The following is a 24,044-nucleotide window of genomic DNA, read 5'->3' on the forward strand; positions in this document are numbered from 1 at the left end:
GTGCAGCGTAGGATCGCCGCCATCCGGTCTTCGGACCGGACATGTGCCACAACACTGTCCTCCGGCCCCGTGCCGGCTTGAAGAGCCTGCGATCCCCGTGATCCGGGCTCTTTTTTGCGCGCGGGTCCGGTCCGGGGTCAGATCCCTTCTGCCCGTGGCAGCAGGGATCTGACCCCGGCTTGCCCGCCCGGCTTGCCGCTGTCACGTCGCAGGCCGCAAGATGCGGACCGGTCCGGGGAGTCCGAGTGCATGAGCGTGGCAGTGCGAGGAAGGTCTGCGCGTGGATGGGGGCTGGCAGCGCTGTTGCTGCTGGCCGTGGTGGCGTGCCGCGAACCGGGCACCGACCCGGCCCAGCCGGCGGCCGAGCCGGTGGCGGCGGTGCAGGCCATGGCCCTGCGCCTGGCCGAAGACGATCTGGTCGGCTACGCGAAGCTGTCGGTACCGCCGGGCCAGTACCAGCGCCTGCAGCAGGCCTGGGCCGACGGCCACAGCCAGTGGCCGCTGACCGAGCTGCCGCTGGGCGACCAGCTGCTGCCGATGCTGGCCGCGCTGCGCAAGCCCGACGCCAGCGCCGGGCTGCAGCGCAGCTTCGACCGCCAGCTGGCCGGCCAGGCCAGCGCGGTGCGCCAGGCCGCGCAGTCGATGGGCAACTTCGGTGTGCAGTACCTGCGTCACCAGAAGGGCTATACGCCTGGCCAACAGGCCCACTACATCGCACTGGTCGAGACCCTGGCGGCCTGGGCGCAGGGCGCACCGATCAGCGACCGTGCCCGCGCGCGCAGCACCATCGCCGCACTGGTCGGCGCCGCCGGCAAGGTCGGTTTCGATGATGAGGCCGGCCTGCAGGCGGCCGGCATGGAAGGCAGCCTGCAGCAGCTGGCACCGTTCATCCACACCCTCAAGGCGGTACTGGGCAGCTACGGGCTGGGCGTGGACGATGCGCTGCGCGGCGTGCGCGGCGAACTGCTGTCGGTGGAGGGCGACAACGCGCTGGTGCGCCTGCGCTACGACCTGGCCGGGCGCGAGATGACCCTGCAGCTGCCGCTGAGCCGACGCGAAGGCCACTGGTACCTGACCCGCACCCTGGCCGACACCGATGCCTTGCTGCGCAAGGCCGATGCGGCCCGTGCCGCAGCGGCGCCCGCGCCGGCCGAAGCCCCCGCCGAGGGTGGGGAAGCGGCAACGCCACCGCCTAAGCCATAATGGCGCCGATGTCGAAACAGAACCCGCTGCCGTTCCCCGGCGAAGAATCCCAGACGACGCCCGCCGATACTCTGCCGGCGTCCCCCTCGACCGGTACCGGCCCCAACCCGGTACCGCCGCCGGTGCACGCGCGGTCGGCCGGGCGCCGCCCGCTGTGGGCAAGGCTGCTTGGCCGCCTGGTCGAACCGTGGCTGTCGCTGAAGATCGAGCCGGAAGACCCGGGCCAGTACAACGATGGCCGCCCGGTCATGTACGTGCTGGAAGACTACGGCCTGTCCAACGCGCTGATCCTGGACAAGGCCTGCCGCCAGGCCGGCCTGCCGTCGCCGCTGGTGCCGCTGGCCGGCGATCCCACCGGCCGCAAGCGCGCCTACCTGGCGCTGTCGCGGCGCAGCTCCAGCAACTCGCTGATTCCCGAGCAGCGCGGTGCCAAGACCCACTCCGATTCGCTGGCCAAGGTCCTGCAGGCGCATCGCGTGCGCGACGACCTGGATGTGCATCTGGTGCCGGTGTCGATCTTCGTCGGCCGCGCGCCGGACAAGCAGAGCGGCTGGTTCGCGGTGCTGTTCTCGGAAAACTGGGCACTGGTGGGCCGCTTCCGGCGTCTGCTGGGGCTGCTGCTGAACGGGCGCAGCACCATCGTCCGTTTCGCCCCGCCGATCTCGCTGCGCAGCACCGTGGACGAAGGCCTGGAGCCGGAGCGCACGGTACGCAAGCTGCAGCGTGTGCTGCGCACCCACTTCCGCCGTATCCGTGAATCGGTGATCGGCCCGGATCTGTCGACCCGGCGCCTGCTGGTGGACCAGGTGCTGGCTGCCGAGCCGGTGCGCGAGGCGATCGCCGCACAGGCCAAGCGTGACAACTCCAAGCCGGCCGATGCCTGGAAGAAGGCGCACGCCTACGCCTGGGAAATCGCCGCGGACTACTCCAGCCCGGTGGTGCGTTCGGCCAGCTTCATGCTCAGCCATGTGTGGAACCGCATCTACGCCGGCGTGCTGGTGCACCACCTGGACAAGTTCAAGGCCGCCGCGCCGGGCCACGAAGTGGTCTACGTGCCCAGCCACCGCAGCCACATGGACTACCTGCTGCTGTCCTACCTGCTGTACGACCGTGGCATCGTGCCGCCGCACATCGTGGCCGGCATCAACCTGAACCTGCCGGTGGTCGGCACCCTGCTGCGCAAGGGCGGTGCGTTCTTCATCCGCCGCTCGATCCGCGGCAACGCGCTGTACTCGGCCGTGCTCAGCGAATACGTCGCGCAGCTGGTGGCCGGTGGCTACTCGCTGGAGTACTTCGTCGAAGGCGGCCGCTCGCGTACCGGCCGACTGCTGCAGCCCAAGGGCGGCATGATCTCGATGACGCTGCGCGCGTTCCTGCGCCAGCCGCGCAAGCCGGTGCTGTTCCAGCCCATCTACATCGGCTACGAGAAGCTGATGGAGGGCGGCAGCTACCTGGACGAACTGTCCGGCCGGCCGAAGGAAAAGGAATCGATCTGGTCGCTGCTGTGGGGCATCCCCAAGGTGCTCAAGCAGAACTATGGCCAGGTGGTGGTGAACTTCGGCGAGCCGATCGCGCTGAACGATGTACTGGCCGAGAAGGCGCCGGAGTGGAAGGGCGAGGCCGTATCGGAAGACGAGAAGCCGGCCTGGCTGTCGACCACCGTCGATACGCTGGCCGAGCGCATCCAGGTGCGCGTCAACGCGGCCGCCGACGTCAACCCGATCAACCTGCTGGCCCTGGCGCTGCTGTCCACGCCGAAGCATGCGATGGGCGAGGCCGACCTGATCGCGCAGATCGAGCTGTGCAAGACACTGCTGGTCGAGATGCCGTATTCGGACCGGGTGACGGTCACCCCGCACTCGCCGGAGCGGATCATCGCCCACGCCGAGGAGATCAACGTCCTCACCCGCATCAAGCACCCGCTGGGCGACGTGCTGAGTGTGAGCGGCGATACCGCAGTGCTGCTGAGCTACTTCCGCAACAACGTCATCCACCTGTTCACCGCCTCGTCGTGGGTGGCCTGCTGCTTCCAGAACAACCGCCGCATGAGCCGCACCGGCCTGGTCCAGCTGGGCCGCACGGTGTACCCGTTCCTGCAGGCCGAGCTGTTCCTGCCGTGGAGCGAGGACGAGTTCGCCCAGCGCATCGACCAGACCATCAACGTGTTCGTGCGCGAGGGCCTGCTGCAGAACGTCAACGATGACGACGGCGGCATCCTGGCGCGCAACACCGGCCAGACCGACGAGGTGTTCCGCCTGCGTGCGATCGGCCACTCGCTGCAGCAGGCGTTCGAGCGCTACTACATCGCGATCTCGGTGCTGGTGAAGAACGGCCCGGGCGTGCTCGGTGCGGCCGAGCTGGAAAGCCTGTGCCAGCAGGCGGCGCAGCGCCTGAGCCTGCTCTATGCGCCGGCCGCGCCGGAGTTCTTCGACCGTACCCTGTTCCGCGGCTTCATCCAGAAGCTGCGCGAGCTGCGCCTGGTGTGGCCGGACGAGAACAGCAAGCTGCTGTTCGACGAGCGGCTGGATGCCTGGGCCAAGGACGCCAAGTTCATCCTCGGCCGCGAGCTGCGCCACACCATCGAACGGGTCAGCCCGGAAGCGGCCCGCCCGGACGAGCCGGCACCGCAGGACTGAAGGTAGCGCCGGGCCATGCCCGGCGAACGGCATGCCAACCAAGGTTGGCATCTACCAGGGGCAAAGCAGTAGAACCACGCCATGCGTGGATGGGCCACCGGTCAGGCTGGTTCGTCGGGAATCTGCAGGCTTTCCAGCTTGGCGATGCAGTCCTTCAACTGCAGCTTGCGCCGCTTCAGGCGCTTGGACTCCAGTTCGTCCTCGCCGTTGGCCGCCATGCGGGTGATCTGTTCATCCAGCAGGCGATGCTCGGCGCGCAGGGCGGCGAGGCGTTGGACGATCTCGGCGGGGCTGTAGGTATCCACAGCCTCCGAGCATACACAGCGATGATGACTGCCGGGAGAGGGGAATCCCGACCCCCGGCCGGGGCCGCTCCGAGCCGTTAGAATGGAACCCATGAGTGCCGTGATTTCCCTTCCTGATCCCCCGCCGCGTTCACAGCCGCGCGCCGCCCGCGATCCGCGGCTGGGCGAGCGCGAGCAGCACAAGCTGGCCAAGCGCCTGCGCCGCCAGGTCGGCGAGGCGATTGCCGATTTCGGCATGATCGAGGCCGGCGACAAGGTGATGGTCTGCCTGTCCGGCGGCAAGGACAGCTACACCCTGCTGGACGTGCTGCTGCAGCTGCAGAAGAAGGCGCCGGTGCCGTTCGAGCTGGTGGCGGTGAACCTGGACCAGAAGCAGCCGGACTTCCCCGAGCATGTGCTGCCGCAGTACCTGGCCGGACTGGGCGTGCCGTACCACATCATCGAGCAGGACACTTATTCGGTGGTCAGCCGGGTCATCCCGGAGGGCAAGACGATGTGTTCGCTGTGCTCGCGTCTGCGTCGCGGCGCGCTGTACAACTACGCCGAAACCCACGGCTTCACCAAGATCGCGCTGGGCCATCACCGCGACGACATGGTGGCCACGTTCTTCATGAACCTGTTCCACCACGCCAAGCTGTCAGGCATGCCGCCGAAGCTGCGCAGCGATGACGGCAAGCACGTGGTGATCCGGCCGCTGGCCTACGTGCGCGAGAGCGACATCGCCGAGTACGCGCAGGCGCGCCAGTTCCCGATCATCCCCTGCAACCTGTGCGGCAGCCAGGAGAACCTGCAGCGCCGCCAGGTCGGCCTGATGCTCAAGCAGTGGGAAAAGGACCACCCCGGCCGCATCGAGCAGATCGCGCGCGCCATGGGCGAGGTCCGGCCCTCGCAGCTGGCCGATACCACCCTGTTCGATTTCACGGCGCTGGGCCGTCGCGACGACGCGCCGCTGCCTGACGCCCATGCCTGGCTGGCCGGTACCCCGGCCGATGCCGACGCAGATCCCGAGACGCCCACCGCTTAAGGTCGGTCGCCCTTCCTCTTTGCCATCCGGAATTCCATGTTCTTTCGCAACCTGACGTTCTTCCGTTTCCCGACCGCCACTGATTTTTCCGAAGTCGACACCCTGCTGCCGCACGCCCTGCTCAAGCCGGTCGGCGCGCTGGAAATGAACTCGCGCGGCTTCATCTCGCCGTTCGGCCGCGAGGAGAAGGAACTGCTGTCCCATCGCATTGCCGAGCACCTGTGGCTGACCGTGGGCGGCGAGGACAAGATCCTGCCGGCGGCGGTGGTCAACGATCTGCTCGAGCGCAAGCTGGAGGAGATCGAGGAGAAGGAAGGCCGCCGTCCTGGTGGCCGCGAACGCAAGCGCATGAAGGACGACCTGCTGCATGAACTGCTGCCGCGCGCCTTCGTGAAGTCCTCGCGCAACGACGCCTTCATCGACCTGCAGCACGGCTACGTGGCGGTGGATACCTCCAGCCGCAAGACTGGTGAGTACTTCATGTCCGACATCCGCGGCCTGCTGGGCAGCTTCCCGGCCATGCCGCTGAATGCCGAAGTCGCGCCGCGCTCGATCCTGACCGGCTGGATCGCCGGCGAGCCGCTGCCGACCGGGCTGAGCCTGGGCGAAGAGTGCGAGATGAAGGACCCGGTGGAAGGCGGTGCGGTGGTCAAGTGCCAGCACCAGGAGCTGCGCTGCGACGAGATCGACAAGCACCTGGACGCCGGCAAGCAGGTGACCAAGCTGGCACTGATCTTCGAGGACAACCTGTCGTTCGTGATCGGCGACGACCTGATCGTGCGCAAGCTGAAGTTCCTCGACGGTGCCCTGGACCAGCTGGAGCACGCCGACGAAGATGGCCGCCGCGCTGAGTTCGACGCCCGCTTCGCCCTGCAGAGCGCCGAGATCCGCCGCCTGTTCCTGTTGCTGGAAGAGGCCTTCAAGCTCAGCAAGGCAGACTGAACAGGCAGCCCGCCGGCCGCCGGTCATCCGGCGGCCCGAAGCGGCGCTATGCTGGGCGCATGAGCCGTCTGCTGCGCCGCCTGATCAGCCCGACCCCGCCCGCCACCGTGCAGCGCGATACCGTCCGCCTGCGGCTGGAGGATGCCGAGATCGAGGTGCTGCGCGTGCGTGACCCGCGTGCGCGGCGGATCAAGCTGAGCGTGGACGAGCGCGGCGCGCGGTTGACCCTGCCGCCGCGGGCAAGCCTGGTGATGGGCGAACGCTTCCTGGAACAGCACCGCGACTGGCTGGCCGTGCAACTGCGCCAGTACCAGGGTCAGGACCTGCCTGCGGCGCTGCAGCCGGGCGTGGAGGGCGTGCTGCCCCTGCGCGGCGAGCTGCTGCCGCTGCGCTGGCAGGAAGGCCGCTTCGCGCGGCTGGAGATCGACGAACACGGCGCCTGCGTGCAATGGCCGGCGCGTGGCGGCGATGCCACCCTGCGCCGCCTGCTGCGCGAGTTCTACGAAGCACAGACCCGCGCCGATGTCGGCCGCTGGCTGCCGAAGTACCTGCCGGGCTTGCCGCGTGCGCCCAGTCGCCTGCGCTTGAAGGTGATGTCCTCGCAATGGGGTTCGCTGGCGCCCGATGGCAGCATGGCGCTGGATCTGGCCCTGGTGCTGGGCAGCCCCAGGCCTTCGAATACGTGCTGGTGCACGAACTCTGCCACCTGATCCAGCCCAATCACTCGCCCGCGTTCTGGCACGAAGTGGAACAGCGCTTCCCCGCCTGGCGCGAACAGCGCGACTACTTCCAGCTGGAAGGCCGCCGGTTGAAGGCCATGCTGCGCCAGCTGTTGTAGCGTCGAGCTTGCTCGACGGCTCTTGGTTCAAGCATCGCGCTCAGTCGAGCAAGCTCGACTCTACGGGGCTGTGCGCTTGGCCGCTGCGGTCGCCCAACGGGCGGCCACCTGGGGTGCGGTGATGCACACCGCCTGGTCGGTCACGGTGGTCACCGCGCGCTCCAGCAGCTGGATATCGGCTTCGTGCTGGCGCGCCACATGCGGATCCTCGAAGAAGATCGCGCGCTGGCAGCGCCCTTCCAGCACGCGGTCGGCGATCTGCGCATCGCCGCCCATCGGGCCACTCTGGTAGCGCGTCACCCAGGGCGTATCGCGGGGCCAGCCGCGACTCCAGGCCAGCTCGTTCAAGCGCTGGCCGGTGGTGCCGGTGGCCACCCGCTCGGCGAACCGTGCCAGCACGTCGAAGTGAGTATCGGCAAAGGCCAACATCGCCGGCTTCATCGCATCATGGGCGATCAGCGCCAGCGTCTGTGCCTGGAACGCATGCAGGTCGTCGGCGCCGGCATCGGCCGACAAACCGGCATGGATGCGTTCCACCTCGACCCAGTCGCGCGCGGTGGCCACGGTCGAAATGAACGGCTTGCCGTGGATCACGCACTGCCGCTTGAGGGCGGTCGCTTCCGGGAACACCGACGAGGGATCGACCGGGTCGATCAGGTAGATCGCGCCATCCAGGGTTCGTTCCGGACCCATGCCCACCACTTCGGCCACCAGCTTCATCAGACCGCCGTCGCGACCGTAGGGATAGCGCCTCAGACCGGCGTAGCCGTCCAGGAAACCCTGCCGCTGGATTGCGTCATGGGTCCGCCCGACCGCATGCAGACAGACCCCCAGTTCGCGCAGGCCGGCCTCGCTGGCGTGCAGCCAGCGGAACAGCGCCGCGCGCGCATCGTGGTGATGGAGACGGTTGGCGGCCAGGCCGATGCGCATCGAATGCTCCACAGATACGGGTAGAAGCGGCAGTTTATGTCGCTATCCGCCGATGCGGATGCATTTGCAACGTTTCCCATTGCGGTTGGACGTCACCTCGCTAGCGTGAAGGACAGCGGTAGCGCTGCGCGGCCGTGGTTCCTGCCCGCGAAACGAGGTCATCCACCGTGAATGCCGTCGGCTCCCGCGCCGCCGCTGTCGCCGCCGCCATGGCATTGCTGATGCTGCCGGACCCGGCGCGGGCGTCCAGCTGTGGGCATCCCCTGCAGGTGGCCTGGCCGTCGGATCGGCCCCCGCTGTCCTCGCGCGAGCAGGGCCAGCCTGTGGGGCTGCTTGCGCATCAGCTGCAGGCGCTGGGTACGCAGGTCGCGCTGCGTTCGGTGCCCGTGCCGGCGGCGGCGCTGGCCGACCGGCAGCTGCCGGCAGGGGTGCAGGCGGTGCTGGGCTGGCCGCGCGCACAGCTGCCGCCCGGCTGGGTGGCCAGCCAGGCCTACCTGCAGGTGCCGCAGGTGATCGTGCGCCGCCAGGGCGCGCCGGTGGTGTTGGGCCTGGAAGACCTGCGCGACCGCACTGTGGCCAGCCCGGACCGGGTGCCGCTGGCAGCACGGCTGACCGAACAGGCCCCCGGCGCGCAGCTGCTGGCGCCGGCGCCGCTGGGCGACGCCCTGTCCCTGCTGCGCACCGGATTGATCGATGCGGTCATCGCCAATCTGGGGAAGTCGAAGCCGCGTTGCGGGCGATGCCGGGCGATCCGCTGGTGATTGCGGCACCGGCGGGTTTCGATGACGCGCTGGTGCTGGCAGCCGTGCCGGCCTGCGCCGGGGTCGTGGCCGCGTTCGACCAGCAGCTGGAACAGCGGGGCAACGCCCAGCGCGCAGTCATCGGCCAGGCATGGTTGCCGCACCCGCCGCGCGCGCGCGGCACCACCTCGACGCTGCGCTGGCTGGTGCCGACCTCGCTGGTGCTGCTTGCGCTGATATTGCTGCACGCCTTCGGCTACTGGCGCGTGCACCGTGAAAGCGCCCGCCGCCGCGCAATGGAGCAGCGGCTGCGGGAGGTCACCGCGAATCTGCCCGCGGTGGTCTACCAGGCGCGCCGCACGGCCTGCGGCCACTACAGCGTTACGCAGATTGCAGGCGACGTGCAGGCCCTGTTCGGGGTCAGCGGCGAGGCTGCGCGGATCGACCACAGGCAGCTGCTTGCCGCCGTCCATGCCGACGATCGCAGCCGGGTGATGGATTGCATCGAGAACGCGGCGCTGATGCGCGGCCCGATCGATGTGACGTTCCGCACCGGCGTCGCACAGGACTGGCGTTGGGTACGCTCGCAGGGACGGCCGCTGCGCTGTGACGACGCCAGCGTGGAATGGAGTGGCTACTGGATGGACGTCAGCGAGGCGCAGTCGCGTGCCGTGGCACTGGCCGAAGCGCGCCGTGCCGCCGAGCAGGCGGCCCTGGCCAAGAGTCATTTCCTGGCGACCATGAGCCACCAGATCCGCACGCCGATGAGTACGCTGCTGGGCATGCTCGAACGCCTGGCCGACAGCCGGCTGGACGCAGGCCAGCGGCAGGCCCTGACCACCGTGGTCGATGCGGCGCAGATGCTGCGCCTGATCCTCGACGATGTGCTGCATGGCCAGCGCTTGCAGGCCGCGCCGCTGCAACTGCGTCCCACCCACCTGGCTGCGCTGGTGCAGGGCGTGCAGCAGCTGCTGATGCCCGTCGCCGCCAGTCGTGGCCTGCACCTGTGCATCGAGCTGGACCCGGCGCTGCAGGCCTGGTCACTGGCCGACGGTCTGCGGCTGCGGCAGATCCTGTTCAACCTGGCCGGCAACGCGCTCAAGTTCACCCTGCACGGCGGTGTGACGTTGCGGATCGAGGTGGTCGCGCCGCGCGACGGTGGCCAGCGGCTGCGCCTGCAGGTGGTGGACAGTGGCGTGGGCATCAGCGCGGAGCGCCAGCACGCCGTCTTCGCTGCCTTCGAGCAGGCCGAGACCTCGACCACCCGCCGCTTTGGCGGCAGCGGCCTGGGCTTGTCGATCTGCCGAGAACTGGCCACGTCGATGGGTGGGCAGCTGCAGCTGCGCAGTGTGCCGGGCGAAGGCACCACCGTCTGGCTGGATCTGGACCTGGCGGCCAGTACGGCACCGCAGGAGACGGTGGCGGCGCCGGCGGTGGCGGCCCCCGCACTTCCGGCGGCACGGGTGCTGGCCGCCGAGGATCATCCCACCAACCTGGGGCTGCTGACCCAGCGGCTACGTGCGCTGGGCCTGCAGGTGCAGGCCTGCGCCGACGGACACCAGGCCTGGGCGGCCTGGCAGGCGCAGCCGTTCGATCTGGTGATCACCGATTGCCACATGCCGGGCATGGATGGCTTCGCGCTGGCACGCGCCATCCGTGCCGATACCGGCGGCAATGGCGCATGTGTACCGATCATCGCGTTGACCGCCAGCGTGCTGGAGAGCACGCGCGAGGCCTGCCGTGTCGCCGGCATTGATCACTTCCTGGCCAAGCCGGCCGAAACCCGGGAGCTGCACGCGCTGCTGGCTGCGCTGCTGCAGCCGGCTTCAGTGCGCCAGTAGCCGCACGATGCTGGCGGCGGCATCGCGGCCTTCGGCGACCGCCGTCACTACCAGATCGGCGCCGCGCACGGCGTCACCGCCGGCGAACAGGCGCGGATGGGCGGTCTGGAATGGCAGCCGGTCCTTGCCGCCGGCCACGATGCGGCCATTGCCCTGGCTTTCCACGCCGTATTCGGCCAGCCACGACGGCAGGGTGGGCGAGAAGCCGAAGGCGATGATCACCACGTCCGCTTCCAGCAGTGATTCGCTGCCGTCGATCGGCACCGCGTTCTGGCGACCGTTGGCATCGGGTTCGCCGAGGCGCGTTTCGACCACGGTCACGCCGATCACTTCGTCATCGGCGCCGGCCTCGATCGACAGCGGCTGGCGGTTGAACAGGAAGCGCACGCCTTCTTCGCGCGCATTGGCCACCTCGCGCGCGCTGCCCGGCATGTTGGCCTCGTCGCGGCGGTAGGCACAGGTGACCTTGGCCGCGCCCAGCCGCACCGCACTGCGCACGCAGTCCATGCCGGTATCACCGCCGCCCAGCACCACCACGCGCTTGCCGTTCAGATCGGGCAGGGCGATGGTGTCTTCCCAGCCGGCAATCGGCCGGCCCTTGGGATCATCGCCGCTGACAATGCGGCTGTTCTGCACCAGGAACGGCAGCGCCGGCAGCACGCCCTTCAGGTCCTGCCCGTCCAGGCCGCCGTCGGTGTAGCGGTACGCACCGGTGCCGACAAACACCGCATCGTGGCTGTCCAGCAGCTGTTGCATGCTGATGTCGCGACCGATTTCCACGCCGAGGCGGAACTGCACGCCCATGCCTTCGAGCACCTCGCGGCGGCGATGGATCACGTCCTTGTCCAGCTTGAAGCTGGGAATGCCGAACTGCAGCAGGCCACCGATCTGCTCGTAGCGGTCATAGACCACCGCGGCAATGCCGGCGCGCGCCAGGCGGTCGGCGCAGGCCAGGCCGGCCGGGCCGGCACCGATCACCGCCACGCGGTGGCCGGTCGACTGCACCGCCTGCAGGTCTGGGCGCCAGCCGGTGGCCAGCGCGGTATCGACGATGTACTTCTCCACCGCGCCGATGGTGACCGCACCGAATTCCTCCAGCGTGCAGCTGCCTTCGCACAGGCGGTCCTGCGGGCACACCCGGCCGCACACTTCCGGCAGCGGGTTGGTGCTGTGGCACAGCGTGGCCGCTTCGTGGATGCGGTTTTCCTGCACCAGCTGCAGCCACTGCGGAATGGCGTTGTGCACCGGACACTTCCAGCTGCAGTACGGGTTGCCGCAGTCCAGGCAGCGGCCGGCCTGGTACTGCGCGTCCTCCTTGCCGAACTTTCCGTACAGCTCACCCCAGTCGCCGGAGGTGCGCAGTTCCACCGGAATGCGCTGCGGCATGGTGCGGGGCAGGTCGAGGAACTGGAAGGCGTGCTTGCGGCTCATGGCGGGCTCTGTGGTGTTTTTCCGAATGCCGGCCAGCGGCCGGCACTACGTGATCCTGGGTTGCCGGCCAGCGGCCGGCACTACCGTTATGCGGCGCGGCGCAGCGTTTCGGTCAGCGACTCGATGCTGGCGGCCTTGGGTTTGACCAACCAGAACTTGCCGATGTAATCGCGGAACTCGTCCAGGATCTGCTGCGCCCAGATGCTGCCGGTCAGCTCGCGGTGGCGGCCGATCAGGCGGTGCAGGTGCTGGCGGTAGTTCTCGAAGCCCTCGGCGGACACGCGATGGATGTCGATCAGTTCGTGGTTGTAGCGGTCGACGAAATCGCGATCGACATCCAGTACGTAGGCCAGGCCGCCGGTGAAACCGGCACCGAAGTTCAGGCCGACCTTGCCCAGCACCAGCACCACGCCGTCGGTCATGTACTCGCAGCAGTGATCACCGGCCCCTTCCACCACCGCCAGCGCGCCGGAATTGCGCACCGCGAAGCGCTCACCCGCACGACCGGCCGCGAACAGCTCGCCGCCGGTGGCGCCATACAGACAGGTGTTGCCGATGATCGCAGTGCTGCGGGCTTCGAAGCGGGCGCCGCGCGGTGGGCGTACCACCAGGCGGCCGCCGGCCATGCCTTTGCCCACGTAGTCGTTGGCTTCGCCTTCCACTTCCAGATGCAGGCCGCCGACGTTGAACGCACCGAAACTCTGCCCGGCACTGCCGCGGAAGCGCAGTTCCAGCGGTGCTTCGGCCATGCCCTGGTTGCCGTGCGCGCGCGCCACCGCACCGGCCAGGCGGGTGCCGATGCTGCGGTCGGTGTTGTGGATCAGGAAGCGATGCTCGCCGCCGCGCTTGTGCTCGATGGCCGGGGCCAGCAGGCCATCCATCTGCGTGGCCAGGCTGTCCGGTGATTCGTACAGGCGCTGCGCGGCGCAGTGGCTGCCCTCGTAGCGGCTGTCGGCCAGCAGGCGCGACAGGTCCACACGCACGCCGTCGCGCGGCGCGGCTTCGATCTGCCGCAGCAGGTCGGTGCGGCCGACGATCTCTTCCAGCGAACGCGCGCCCAGGTAGGACAGCCAGCCACGCACTTCCTCGGCCAGCAGGCGGAAGAAGTTCTCCACGCGCTCGGGCTGGCCGGTGAAGTGGTTCTCGCGCAGGCGCTCGTCCTGGGTAGCCACGCCGGTGGCGCAGTTGTTGAGGTGGCAGATGCGCAGGTACTTGCAGCCCAGCACGATCATCGGCGCGGTGCCGAAGCCGAAGCTGTCTGCACCCAGCAGTGCCGCCTTCACCACGTCCAGGCCGGTCTTCAGGCCACCGTCGGTCTGCAGCAGGGTGCGCCCGCGCAGGTCGTTGGCCAGCAGCGCCTGGTGCGCTTCGGCCACGCCCAGTTCCCACGGCACACCCGCATAGCGGATCGAACTGACCGGCGAGGCACCGGTGCCGCCATCGTGGCCGGAGATGGTGATCAGGTCGGCACCGGCCTTGACCACGCCGGCGGCGATCGTACCGACGCCGGCATGGCTGACCAGCTTCACCGACACCAGCGCGGTCGGGTTGACCTGCTTGAGGTCGTAGATCAGCTGCGCCAGGTCTTCGATGGAATAGATGTCGTGGTGCGGCGGCGGCGAGATCAGGCCGATGCCCGGCTTGGCGTAGCGCAGCCGCGCGATCAGCTCATTGACCTTGTGGCCCGGCAGCTGGCCGCCTTCGCCGGGCTTGGCACCCTGGGCGACCTTGATCTGCAGCACCTCGGCATTGACCAGGTACTCGGCGGTGACGCCGAAGCGGCCCGAGGCGACCTGTTTGATCTTGCTGCGGCGTTCGGTGCCGTAGCGCGCCGGGTCTTCGCCACCTTCGCCGGAATTGCTGCGGCCGCCGAGGCGGTTCATGGCAATCGCCAGCGCCTCATGCGCTTCCGGCGACAGTGCGCCGAGGCTGATCGCCGCGGTATCGAAGCGCGGGAAAAGCGTGCTGGCCGGGGCCACTTCGTCCAGCGGCGTTGGCGTGGCGGCCGGCACCAGTTCCAGCAGGTCGCGCAGCGCCGACGGCGGTCGTGCATGCACGGCATCGCAGTACTGCTGCCATGCACGCGGATCACCGCTGCGCGCCGCGCGCTGCAGGGTGGTCACCACGTCCGGGTTGTACATGTGGTACTCGCCGCCGTGCACGTACTTCAGCAGGCCGCCGACATCCACGTCCTGCTGCGCGTCCCAGGCCTGCGTGCACAGCTCGCGCGCGTCGGCATCCAGGCGTGCGAAGCCGGCGCCGCCGATGCGCGAGGCGGTATCCGGGAAGCACAGATCCACCACTTCCGGTTCCAGGCCGATGATCTCGAACAGCTGCGCGCCGCGGTAGCTGGCCACGGTGCAGATGCCCATCTTCGAGATGATCTTCGACAGGCCCTTGTAGACGCCCTTGCGGTAGCGGCGGCCGATCTGCGACTGCTCGCCGCCCTTGCTGAGCTTGAGGATGCCGCGGCGGCCCAGATCGAACAGGGTCTGGTAGGCCAGGTACGGATACACCGCCGTGGCACCGAAGCCGAGCAGGCAGGCCATGTGGTGCGGGTCGCGCGCGGTGCCGGTCTCCACGATCAGGTTCACATCGCAACGCAGGCCCAGCCGCGAGAGGTGGTGATGGATGGCGCTGGTGGCCAGCAGCGCATGCACCATCGGCCGCCCGGCCACCGGGTAGCGGTCGGACAGCAGCAGCATCACCATGCCCTCGCGCGCGGCCTGTTCGGCTTCTGCGCAGATGCGCTCGATACCGGCGCGCAGGCCTTCGTCTTCGCTGTAGGACAGATCCAGCAGGCGGTTGGCCTGCGCGTACTGGTCCATCTTCAGCAGCTGGCGCAGCTTGCGCTGGCTCAGCACCGGCGAATTGAGGATGACGTGGTTCACCGTCTCCGGGCCGGCATGGAAGATGTTGGTCTCCTTGCCAAGCTGGGTGGACAGGGACATCGCGCAGTCTTCGCGCAGCGGATCGATCGGCGGGTTGGTGACCTGCGCGAAGGCCTGGCGGAAGTAGTCGTAGAGCGGGCGGCTGCGCTGGCTCAGCACCGCCATCGGCGTGTCATCGCCCATCGAGCCAGTGGCTTCCTGCTCGGTCTCGGCCAGCGGCCGCAGCACCTGCTCCACTTCTTCGCTGCTGAGCTGGTACAGCTTGTGGTAGCTGCGCAGGGTGCCTTCGTCGAAGGGTTCTTCCACCAGCGAGGGATCGATCAGTTCGGTCTGCAGGTAGGTCACGCCCTGCTGCAGCCATTGCTTGTACGGTGCGCGGCCACGGTTGATGCGGTCGATGGCGTCCGAATCGAGCAGGTCGCCGCGCTTGAGGTCGATGGCGATCATTTCGCCCGGTCCCAGCTTGCCCTTGCGTACCACCCGTTCGGTGGGCACTTCCCACACGCCCGCTTCGGAGGCGACCAGGAAGTGGCGGTCGGCGGTCAGCATCCAGCGCGCTGGGCGCAGCCCGTTGCGGTCGAGGGTACACACGGCGTAGCGGCTGTCGCAGGCGACGATGCCGGCCGGGCCGTCCCACGGCTCGCTGTTGAGGCCATGGAATTCGTAGAACGCGGCCAGGTCCGGATCCTTGAACTCCAGCGACTGGGTGGCCGGCGGCACCAGGATGCGCAGCGCCTGGATCAGTTCCATGCCACCGGCGACCATCAGCTCCAGCATGTTGTCCAGGCTCTGCGAGTCCGAACCGTGCATGGAGATCACCGGGTCGAACTCGGCGATGTCAAAGCGCGGGGTCTTCCACACCTTGCTGCGCGCCTGCGCCCAGCGCCGGTTGCCCTCGATGGTGTTGATCTCGCCGTTGTGGGCGAGCATGCGGAACGGGTGTGCCAGCGGCCAGCGCGGCAGCGTGTTGGTGGAAAAACGCTGGTGGAACACGATCGCGCTGGACGCCAGTTCGCGGCGCTGCAGGTCCGGGAAGAAGCGGCTGAGCTTGTCCGGCAGCACCATGCCCTTGTAGCTGATCGCATCCGGGGTGAGGGTGGTGACGTAGAAATCGGCGTGCTCGCGCAGCTGCTGTTCGCTGCGGCGGCGGGCCAGGAACAGGGCCAGCGCGAAGCCGGCGTCGTCCTGGCCGATACCGGCATCGACGAACACCTGTTCGATGCGTGGCAGCGTGTCGCGTGCCAGTTGGCCGCAGACGCTGTCGTCGGTGGGCACCTCGCGCCAGCCGGCGACCTTGCAGCCCACCGCTTCCACCTGTGCCCGCAGCTGCGCGCGGCAGGCCTGCGCGGCCTCGTCCGCGTGCGGCAGGAACACCAGGCCGGCGGCAAAACGCGCACCGACGGTGATGCCGGCCTCGCTGGCCAGCAGTTTCAGGAACACATCGGGGCGGCGCAGCAGCAGGCCGCAGCCATCGCCGGTCAGACCATCGGCGGCCACGCCACCACGGTGGGTCATGCGCGAAAGCGCGGCAATGGCGGTATCAACCAACAGGCGTGAGGGTTGATCGTCGAGCTGGGCGACCATGCCGAATCCACAGGCATCGCGCTCGGAGCGCGGGTCGTAAAGCCCTTGGCGGTTGCGGGGGCCATCTCTACCTCGATGCGTATAGGGTTGGCGGCGACACTCGTCCCCGCTCATTCCCTGGAGCGCATCGTGAGGCCACCGGATGCCTCGACTAGATCACAGGTTGCTGCAACGCCGCAATACACGGTTGCAGGTGCAACGGAAAGCGCCGGCAACCCTGTGCCGGCGCGGGGTTGAACTCAGCCGCAGCGCACGCCGCTGACCTGGTCCTTGGCGTCCACTTCGATGTTCAGGCGGTCGCCCAGGAACTCCATCGTGGCCACATCGTTGGGCTTGAGCACGCGCACCTGGCTGGCGCCGGCATCTTCCTGGGCCTGCTTGCCCAGCGCATCGGTGTAGGCCTGGCCGACCAGGCTCTGCACCTGGCTGGCGTCGCAGCTGCCGACCGGCGGTGCCTCGGTGGCCTTGCCCGCTTCGTCGGCGGGGGCCTTGGCGGCCTCGGCGGCCTGCTGCGCATGGGCGGTGGCCGAATCCTGTTCATCCAGCGCCGGCGCCTGGCAGGCGGTCAGGGCCAGCACGGCCGGCAGCAACAGGGCGGAGAGCGAACGGGCGCGAATCGGAAACGACATCATGACTCCGGAAGGGCTTGTGAAAGCCCGAGCATAGCGGCGAACCGACCCTCACGTGTTTGTCTTGCGTTATCGACAGGATCACTGCGTCGCAGCCGCGACACTGGCCGACATGGCAACGCCCCCACCCCCGAACAACAGGCCGCGCGCGCCGCCGGCCTGCGCTATGTCGATGACACCCAGCCCGGCTTCAGCCGTCGCCGCGCCGGCAAGGGTTTTGCCTACCGCGATGCCGACGGGCATGCCGTGCGCGATGCCGCCACCCTGCAGCGGATCCGTGCGCTGGCCATTCCACCGGCCTACACCGCGGTGTGGATCTGTGCACAGGCCAATGGCCATCTGCAGGCCACCGGCCGCGACGCGCGTGGGCGCAAGCAGTATCGCTACCACGCTGACTGGGCCGCGGTACGCGACGCCGGCAAGTTCGACCGGGTGATCGCCTTTGGCGAAGCATTGCCCGGGCTGCGGCGCCGGCTCGGCCGCGATCTCAAACGCAGCGGCTTCCCGCGCGAAAAGGTGCTGGCGGTGGTAGTCGCGCTGCTGGCCGACACCCTGGTGCGGGTAGGCAATGAAACCTATGCCAGGGAAAACAGATCCTTTGGCCTGACCACGCTGCGCAACCGGCATCTGGACCTGCTGCGTGGCGGGCGCGTGCGCATGCGCTTCCGCGGCAAATCCGGGCAGCTGCATGAGGTGACGGTCGGTGACCGCCGGCTGGGCACGCTGGTGCGCGGCGTGCAGCAGCTGCCTGGCCAGGCCCTGTTCCAGTACCGCGACGACGACGGTGTCATCCAGCCGGTCGATTCCGGTGCGGTCAACGATTACCTGCGCGAGGTGATGGGCGAGGACTTCACCGCCAAGGATTTCCGCACCTGGGGCGGCACCGTGGCCGCGGTGCAGGCGTTGGCCGCCACCGAGCTGCCGGAGCCGGCCAGCCAGCGCGCGTTGGCCCAGGCGCAGCGCGCGGTGGTGTGCGAGGTGGCAGCGCTGCTGGGCAATACCCCGGCGGTGTGCCGCAAGGCCTACATCGACCCCTGTGTATTCACCGGCTGGGAGCGTGGTGAACTGGCCAAGCTGGCGGGCCTGCGCGGGCCGCGCCAGTGGGAACAGGCCACGCTGAAGGTGCTGCGCCGCGCGCGGCGGCTGTCCAAGCGCAGCGGCTCGACGTAGCGTCGAGCGTGCTCGACGGCGGTTATCTGTAGCGTCGAGCTTGCTCGACGACAGTTATCCGCAGTAGATCGCCGTGATGTTGTTGGTACGGCCCTTCTCGATGGTCAGGCGGTCGCCGCCTTCGCTGGCCGGCGGCACGCGCGGGCCGTCGTGGCGCAGCACCTGCACGTGCAGACTGTCGCTGTCCACGCGCGCGCGTTCAACGGTGGCAGCCGATGCAGCCAGGCCGACCGCACCGCGCACCCTGTCGCTGTGGCACTGGCCGGAAATGACCCCGTCGATGGGTTGAACCTGTGCCAGCGGCGTGCTGCTGCAGGCGGCGAGGGCGAGGCAGACGGCGGCGGTGGCGATGGCATGTTTCATTCGGGCGTTCCTCGTGTGATTGCGTGCAGGGTGCGACGACGCGCGTGGTGGCGGAATGAATGCCGTGCACATGCTGGACACGGTGCGCTCACTGCCGCCGACAACGAGGGGGCGACACTGCACGAGCGGCGCACGCCGCCCCGGTAGTGCCGGCCGCTGGCCGGCAGCCCTGTTCCCCCCGAGGAGATCAGCATGGCCACGAGCAAGAAGGTTCCCACCCGTCGCAAAGCCTCGCCCAAGGTGCGCAAAGGCAGCACCGCGACGAAGCCGGTTGCCGACACCGATCGCCCGCGCGTGGTGAGAACCGCCACCCGCAAGGCGGCCGCCAGCGACCCGCGCGCGGCACGCGTGGCTTCGCGGCAGCGGCGCCTGCAGGATCAGGAGAAGGCCAAGGACGCGCGCGCCGCGAAGAAAGCAACGAAGAAGACCGCCACCCAGGCCGGTGCGCGCAGGCAACCTGAGGTCATGCCCGCCCAGCAGCTGACCAAGCCTGGGCATGAACACGAACTTGAGCTGGCGCCACGCTTCCTCGCCCCGGACTACGCTGGAAGCGGCAAGCTGCAGGGCATGCGGGCGATCATCACCGGGGGCGATTCCGGTATCGGCCGCGCGGTGGCGGTGCTGTTCGCACGCGAGGGAGCGGACGTGGCCGTGCTGCACCTGGATGAAGCCGAAGACGCCGACATCACCCGCCAGCATGTCGAGCGCGAAGGTGGCCGCTGCGTGGTGATTGCCGGTGACGTGCGCGATGCACGCTTCTGCAACAAGGCGGTGAAGCAGGTGGCCAAGGCGTTCGGTGGCATCGACATCCTCGTCAACAATGCGGCCTTCCAGCTGCATTGCCAGCGCCTGGAAGACCTGGAAGATGCCCATCTGCAGGAAACGCTGCAGACCAACATCGGCGGCTACATCCAGATGGCGCGCGCGGTGCTGCCGCATCTGGGCGAGGGCGCCAGCATCATCAACACCGGCTCGGAGACCGGGCTGTTCGGCAGCAAGGCGCTGATCGACTACTCGGCCACCAAGGGCGCGATCCATGCGTTCACCAAGGCGCTGGCCAGCCAGCTGCTGCCGCGTGGCATCCGGGTCAACTGCGTGGCGCCGGGTCCGGTGTGGACCCCGTTGAACCCCGCCGACAAGCAGGCGCAGGACGTGGCCGAGTTCGGCAAGGACAGCGACATGGGCCGGCCCGCGCAGCCGGAAGAGCTGTCACCGGCCTACGTGTTCCTGGCCTCGCCCGCCTGCGCCAGCTACATCAGCGGGGTGATCCTGCCGGTGATGGGCGGCCCGCGGGGCTGAGCCGACGGTAGAGCCGGTGGCTGGCCGGCAGCAATCCTCGGCGCGCGCGTTCTGCGCCATTGCCCAGCGCCCTGCGCTGGAGCTGCCGCACACACGGGTGCTGCATGTGGCTGGGGTGGCCGACCGGGCACGCGTGCCTGCAGATGTTCAGGGCGCTGTTGCAGCAGGCGCATAAAGATCGGCGATGCGCGGAATGAACCGCTGCGGGTTGGCACCGACCAGGTTGGTCAGTACCACCACTGCCACACCGCGGTCGGGGTAGACGATGAAAGCCGAGCGCGCGCCGCCGATGCCGGCCACCTGGCGGTCCGGCGCCGTCTGCAGCACCGGCCAGCCGCTGCCCCAGGGGCCGGCGCGACCATCGGCAAGGGGCTCGGCTGTCCACATGCGCGCGCGCGCAGGCTCACCCAGCAGGCGGCCGTCGGTGAGTGCGGCCAACCAGCGTGCCGTGTCATCGGCGGTGGTGAGGATGCCGCCACCGGCCCACAGCGAAGGCGGAACGTCGTAGAACCAGTGCGACAGCCGTGGCGGCGTGTCGACCGCTTCGGTCACGCGCGGGGCGAGGCTGTACATCGTCGCCATATCGGGTACCAGGTCGTAGCTGTCGCCGAAGGTGGTGCGGGACATGCCGGCGATGCCGAACTGGCTGCCGGCGAGGAAGCGCTCGTAGGGCATGCCCGATTGCCGCGCGATGATCCGCGCCAGCAGCAGGTAGTTGGTCTGGTTGTAGGCGAAGCGCTGGCCGGGAGCGGCGTCCATCGGCCGCGCGGTCACGGCCTGCCAGGCCTGCGCCTCGGTGCCACCGCCGACCAGCCCCTGCGCATCAAGGATGTCCGGCAGGCCCGAGGTGTGCGCCAGCAGCTGGCGCACACGTACGCTCTGCCAGGGCTGCGGCAGGGCGTCGAGATAGCGCGACAACGGTGCATCCAGGTCCAGCCTGCCCTGCTGCGCCAACTGTGCGGCCGCCACGCCGGTAAAGGCCTTGGTGGCCGAGTTCAGCGGGAAGCGGGTGTCGCGCGAGGCGGCAACGCCGTTCTCGACATTGGCCAGGCCAAAGGCCTCGGAAAGCACAACCTGCCCGTCCTTGACCACGGCCACCTGCAGGCCGGGAATGCGCTCGTCCTGCATGGTCTGGCGGATCAGCCGGCGGGTCTGCTCGTTGGCGGTGTCGAGCGGTGCCGCAGCGGCGGCCACCGGCAGGGCGGCCAGCAACAGCACCAGCAAGGGCAACGTAGGTCGGTACATGCGGTGCTCCGGAGTGATGTGCAGGGTGGGATGCGCACAACGGGCAGAAGGTTTAGTGCCGGGCTGCCCCCTACCGTTCGTCGGCCCATGACTTCCGGGGGTTGACTACAGTTGTCGTCACGCCGACAGTGGCGACACGTGTAGTCAAGGGAGTGGTGTCATGCGTGGCAAGACGATCGGGGACCAGGAACTGGCCCTGCTGCAGTACATCGATGAACATGCGCCGGCCAGCGTCGGCGAGGTCGCCAGTGGCTACGGCGAGGCCCGGGGCCTGGCCCGTTCCACCGTGCTGACCATGATGGAGCGCCTGCGGGCGAAGGGGTATCTTCAGCGCAGGCAGCAGGACGGTGTCTACCGCTACCAGGCCACCCGCGGCCCGCAGAGCGTGCTGCAGGGCGCCGTGGCCCAGTTCGTCGACAATACCCTGCAAGGCTCGGTGTCGCCGTTCGTGGCCTATCTGTCGCAGCGCCAGCAGGTCAGCGACAACGAGCTGGCCGAACTGGAAGCGCTGGTCGCCCAACTCCAATCGCGCCGCCACGAGGGCTGAGCCATGGACACCACGATGCTGATCCCGATGTTGGAGCGGCTGGGCTGGACCAGCCTGCAGACCGTGCTGCTGGTGGCGCTGGTGTATGGCCTGTGCCGCGTGCTGCCGTCGCTGTCGGCGGCCACGCGCTGCCGACTGTGGTGGCTGGTGTCGCTGCAGGCGGTCGTGGGCCTGTTCTGGAGCCAGCCGCTGCAACTGGCGTGGCTGCCGGCACCGCAGGCGGTGGCGATGACCACGACCGAAGTGGTGACCGAGACGTTGCATCCGCTGGCCCCGGAGGCCTCGGCACAGCTGCTGGCCGCGATGCCGATGCCGGCCGCCGACGTGCCGGCAGTGGCGTGGTGGGCGGTTGCCCTGGCCGCGCTGTGGGCTTCTGGTGTGCTGCTGATGGCGCTGCGTACCTTCGGTGAGTGGCGCCGCTGCCGCGCGTTGCTCGCTGGGGCTTATCCCTGCCAGGACGAGGCGCTGGTGCAGGCGTTGCAGTTGGCCTCCGATGCGCACGGCGTGCGCCCGGCACCGCGGCTGTGGATGAGCACGCAGGTGGACTCGCCGCAGCTGGTCGGGCCGTTCCGCCCGGTGCTGCTGCTGCCGGCTGGCGACAACGCCCTGCAGGGTGACGCGCTGGACCTGGCGCTGACCCACGAACTGCAGCACCTGCAGCGTCGTGACCTGCAGTGGGGCCTGCTGCCCGCACTGGCCCAGCACCTGTTCTTCTTCCACCCGCTGCTGCGCCTGTCGGTGCGTGAATACGCCCAGGCCCGCGAGGAAGCGGTGGATGCGGCGGTGGTCGGCCAGCATGGCGCCAGCCGCCAGGCCTATGGCCGCCTGCTGCTGCAGCTGGGCGTGGCACCGCAGCCGCACCTGGGTGTGGCCAGCGCCGCACCGAGCACCACCAGCCTCAAGCGCCGCCTGCTTTCGCTGCAGCCGCGCAGGGCCTGCCCGCGCCTGCTGGCAATGGCGTTGACCGCCGCCGTGGTGGTGGTGGGTGTGGCGCCGATGCGGCTGGTGGCCGCGCCGGTGCCGCCGGCACCCCCGCTCCGCCCGCGGCGCCGACCGCCGTACCGCCGCTGCCACCGAAGGCGCCCAAGGCTCCGCCGGCGCCGCCGTCTTCCGCGCGCCTGCCGGCCGTTCCGGTTGCGCCGGCGCCGCCGGTCGCACCTGCCGACGCCGAAGAGGTCTCCGGCCCCGATGACGCGGATGTGGCAGTCGATGTCGATGCCGATGTGGATGTCGACACCGGCATGGACGCTGGCCGCACGACCTCGCGCATGTCGTCCATCACCACCTACGGCCGCCTGGATCTGGGCCAGTCCCCGTCGCAGGCGTTCGTGCTGGTGGATGGTGATTCGACCTTCGCCAACGGCGGCATCGACGATGTGACGCTGGCACGTAAGCAGCTCGGCAAGGGCCCCGCGCTGTGGTTCCGCCAGGGTGACAAGCGCTATATCGTGCGCGACCCGATGCTGATCCAGTCGTTGCAGCGCGCCTATGCCGGTGCGGCGGACCTGGGGCGCCAGCAGAGCGAACTGGGCCGCCAGCAGAGTGCGCTGGGGCGCCAGCAGAGCGAGCTCGGCCAGCAGCTGGGCGAGATGGGCCGGATGCAGGGCGAGGAGGCGCGCCGGATGGCGATGGCCGCGGCTGAGGCCGCGCGCAGTGCGATGAGCGCGCACGACATCAATCGCGAAGCGGCGGCGGAAGCGGCAAAGGCGGCACGCGGCGCGACCAACGATGCGGCCGTTGCACGCGAGGCCGCACGCGAAGCTGCCGCCGAGGCGCGTCGTGCGATGCAGGAAGCCCGCAGCGAGGCCGCGCAGTCCACCCGTACCCGCGACATGAGCCGGCTGGCCAGCCAACAGGCCGATCTGGCAAGCCGCCAGGCGGCGCTGGGCAGCCAGCAGGCCGCGCTGGGCGAACGCCAGGCACGCCTGCATACGCAGGCATCGCAGCAGGCGCAGCAGGTGATTGCGCGCGCCTTGGCCAGCGGCAAGGCCGAACGCCTCTGATCGGTCGTGCCGGCCGCTGGCCGGCAACGAGGGTGCCGGCCAGCGGCCGGCACTACCCTGGGGCGATCAACCGCAGCTGGCGCGCTCGATCCTGTTCTGCGCGTCCACCTGCACGGTCACCCGGTCCTGGCGGAAGTCCATGGTGACCGCCATGCCCGGCTTGACCACCCGCGCATTGCGCGCGCCGCTGGCGCTCACCAGCTGCTTCACGGTGGCCTCGTCGGCGGTCTTGCCGGTGAAGGCCTCAAGCGTCTCCGGCTTGCACTCGTGCGCAGCATCGGCCACCGGCGGCGGGGTGGAATCGTGGGCGCCGCTGCTGCCGGCGTGGCTGCACGCGGCCAGTGGCAGGAGGGCGAGCAGGACCAGGGGAGTGAGGCGCATCGTCGGGCTCCAAGCGTGGATGGTGGCGGCAGTGTCACCGCT

At 69.2% G+C, this 24,044-nt stretch carries 15 protein-coding genes and 3 pseudogenes; 10 read left to right on the top strand and 8 right to left on the bottom strand.

The genetic code is table 11. From position 1 onward, the window contains the following. Positions 1 to 249: 249 nt before the first annotated feature. Entirely contained in the window at positions 250 to 1,203 is a 954-nt protein-coding gene (locus tag N4G47_RS20010) for a hypothetical protein (protein ID WP_475289736.1), read from the top strand. Then, positions 1,203 to 3,839 carry a glycerol-3-phosphate 1-O-acyltransferase PlsB gene (plsB, locus tag N4G47_RS20015; RefSeq protein ID WP_475289737.1) on the top strand — a complete coding sequence of 879 codons (2,637 nt, stop codon included), beginning with the start codon at positions 1,203 to 1,205 and terminating at the stop codon, positions 3,837 to 3,839. The genes N4G47_RS20010 and plsB overlap by 1 nt, the downstream gene beginning before the upstream one ends. A 101-nt stretch (positions 3,840 to 3,940) precedes the next feature. Here plsB and N4G47_RS20020 read toward each other — a convergent pair whose 3' ends face one another. Continuing rightward, on the bottom strand, positions 3,941 to 4,144 hold the full coding sequence (locus N4G47_RS20020) for a YdcH family protein (protein WP_249842338.1): 204 nt from the start codon (positions 4,142 to 4,144) through the stop codon (positions 3,941 to 3,943). Between the two features lie 91 nt (positions 4,145 to 4,235). Here N4G47_RS20020 and ttcA point away from each other — a divergent pair, with 91 nt between their 5' ends. The 3 genes and pseudogenes from ttcA to N4G47_RS20035 all read left to right on the top strand — a co-directional run bounded on the left by ttcA (position 4,236) and on the right by N4G47_RS20035 (position 6,948). Continuing rightward, a complete protein-coding gene (ttcA, locus tag N4G47_RS20025) occupies positions 4,236 to 5,168 on the top strand; it encodes a tRNA 2-thiocytidine(32) synthetase TtcA (RefSeq protein WP_475289738.1) in 933 nt (310 codons plus the stop codon). A gap of 36 nt (positions 5,169 to 5,204) precedes the next feature. Continuing rightward, positions 5,205 to 6,110, top strand: a complete 906-nt coding sequence (locus N4G47_RS20030; RefSeq protein ID WP_004153441.1) for a recombination-associated protein RdgC — start codon at positions 5,205 to 5,207, stop codon at positions 6,108 to 6,110. Positions 6,111 to 6,169: 59 nt separating this feature from the next. Beyond that, a pseudogene (locus N4G47_RS20035) lies at positions 6,170 to 6,948 on the top strand (M48 family metallopeptidase). Positions 6,949 to 7,008: 60 nt separating this feature from the next. Here the strand turns inward: N4G47_RS20035 and N4G47_RS20040 are convergent. Continuing rightward, the gene (locus N4G47_RS20040; RefSeq protein ID WP_475289739.1) at positions 7,009 to 7,878 is read right to left on the bottom strand and encodes a methylglyoxal synthase; all 870 of its coding nucleotides are present in this window, start codon (positions 7,876 to 7,878) and stop codon (positions 7,009 to 7,011) included. A 209-nt stretch (positions 7,879 to 8,087) separates the two neighbouring features. On the opposite strand from N4G47_RS20040, the pseudogene N4G47_RS20045 reads away from it, so the two are divergent. After that, positions 8,088 to 10,459: pseudogene (locus N4G47_RS20045) on the top strand (ATP-binding protein). Here N4G47_RS20045 and N4G47_RS20050 read toward each other — a convergent pair. From N4G47_RS20050 to N4G47_RS20060, 3 genes are all read right to left on the bottom strand, one after another. Next, the gene (locus N4G47_RS20050) at positions 10,445 to 11,890 is read right to left on the bottom strand and encodes an FAD-dependent oxidoreductase (protein WP_475289740.1); all 1,446 of its coding nucleotides are present in this window, start codon (positions 11,888 to 11,890) and stop codon (positions 10,445 to 10,447) included. The pseudogene N4G47_RS20045 and the gene N4G47_RS20050 sit on opposite strands and share 15 nt — an antisense overlap. 86 nt (positions 11,891 to 11,976) lie before the next feature. After that, on the bottom strand, positions 11,977 to 16,479 hold the full coding sequence (gene gltB, locus N4G47_RS20055) for a glutamate synthase large subunit (protein WP_475289741.1): 4,503 nt from the start codon (positions 16,477 to 16,479) through the stop codon (positions 11,977 to 11,979). 125 nt (positions 16,480 to 16,604) lie between these two features. After that, positions 16,605 to 16,994 (bottom strand): I78 family peptidase inhibitor, encoded by a 390-nt coding sequence (locus N4G47_RS20060; RefSeq protein ID WP_249842332.1) that lies wholly within the window; start codon positions 16,992 to 16,994, stop codon positions 16,605 to 16,607. 84 nt (positions 16,995 to 17,078) lie between these two features. Here N4G47_RS20060 and N4G47_RS20065 point away from each other — a divergent pair, with 84 nt between their 5' ends. Next, a complete protein-coding gene (locus N4G47_RS20065; protein ID WP_475289986.1) occupies positions 17,079 to 18,164 on the top strand; it encodes a DNA topoisomerase IB in 1,086 nt (361 codons plus the stop codon). A 54-nt stretch (positions 18,165 to 18,218) separates the two neighbouring features. Here N4G47_RS20065 and N4G47_RS20070 read toward each other — a convergent pair whose 3' ends face one another. Continuing rightward, positions 18,219 to 18,527 (bottom strand): hypothetical protein, encoded by a 309-nt coding sequence (locus N4G47_RS20070; RefSeq protein ID WP_475289742.1) that lies wholly within the window; start codon positions 18,525 to 18,527, stop codon positions 18,219 to 18,221. A 192-nt stretch (positions 18,528 to 18,719) separates the two neighbouring features. On the opposite strand from N4G47_RS20070, the gene N4G47_RS20075 reads away from it, so the two are divergent. After that, complete coding sequence (locus tag N4G47_RS20075) at positions 18,720 to 19,826, top strand: SDR family oxidoreductase (RefSeq protein ID WP_475289743.1); 1,107 nt, start codon at positions 18,720 to 18,722, stop codon at positions 19,824 to 19,826. A gap of 147 nt (positions 19,827 to 19,973) precedes the next feature. Here the strand turns inward: N4G47_RS20075 and N4G47_RS20080 are convergent, their stop codons facing one another. Next, positions 19,974 to 21,041, bottom strand: coding sequence for a serine hydrolase domain-containing protein (locus N4G47_RS20080; RefSeq protein ID WP_475289987.1), 1,068 nt, complete (start codon positions 21,039 to 21,041; stop codon positions 19,974 to 19,976). A 190-nt stretch (positions 21,042 to 21,231) separates the two neighbouring features. Between N4G47_RS20080 and N4G47_RS20085 the strand changes: the two genes are divergently transcribed. Together N4G47_RS20085 and N4G47_RS20090 are read left to right on the top strand one after the other, a co-directional pair. Further along, positions 21,232 to 21,618: a BlaI/MecI/CopY family transcriptional regulator gene (locus N4G47_RS20085; RefSeq protein WP_019661969.1), complete on the top strand. Its 387-nt coding sequence runs from the start codon at positions 21,232 to 21,234 to the stop codon at positions 21,616 to 21,618. 3 nt (positions 21,619 to 21,621) lie between these two features. Further along, positions 21,622 to 23,621: pseudogene (locus N4G47_RS20090) on the top strand (M56 family metallopeptidase). Between the two features lie 66 nt (positions 23,622 to 23,687). On the opposite strand, the gene N4G47_RS20095 reads toward N4G47_RS20090, so the two are convergent. After that, positions 23,688 to 24,002 carry an I78 family peptidase inhibitor gene (locus tag N4G47_RS20095; RefSeq protein ID WP_475289744.1) on the bottom strand — a complete coding sequence of 105 codons (315 nt, stop codon included), beginning with the start codon at positions 24,000 to 24,002 and terminating at the stop codon, positions 23,688 to 23,690. Positions 24,003 to 24,044: the final 42 nt, after the last annotated feature.

It is taken from the genome of Stenotrophomonas sp. GSD10, assembly GCF_056172695.1.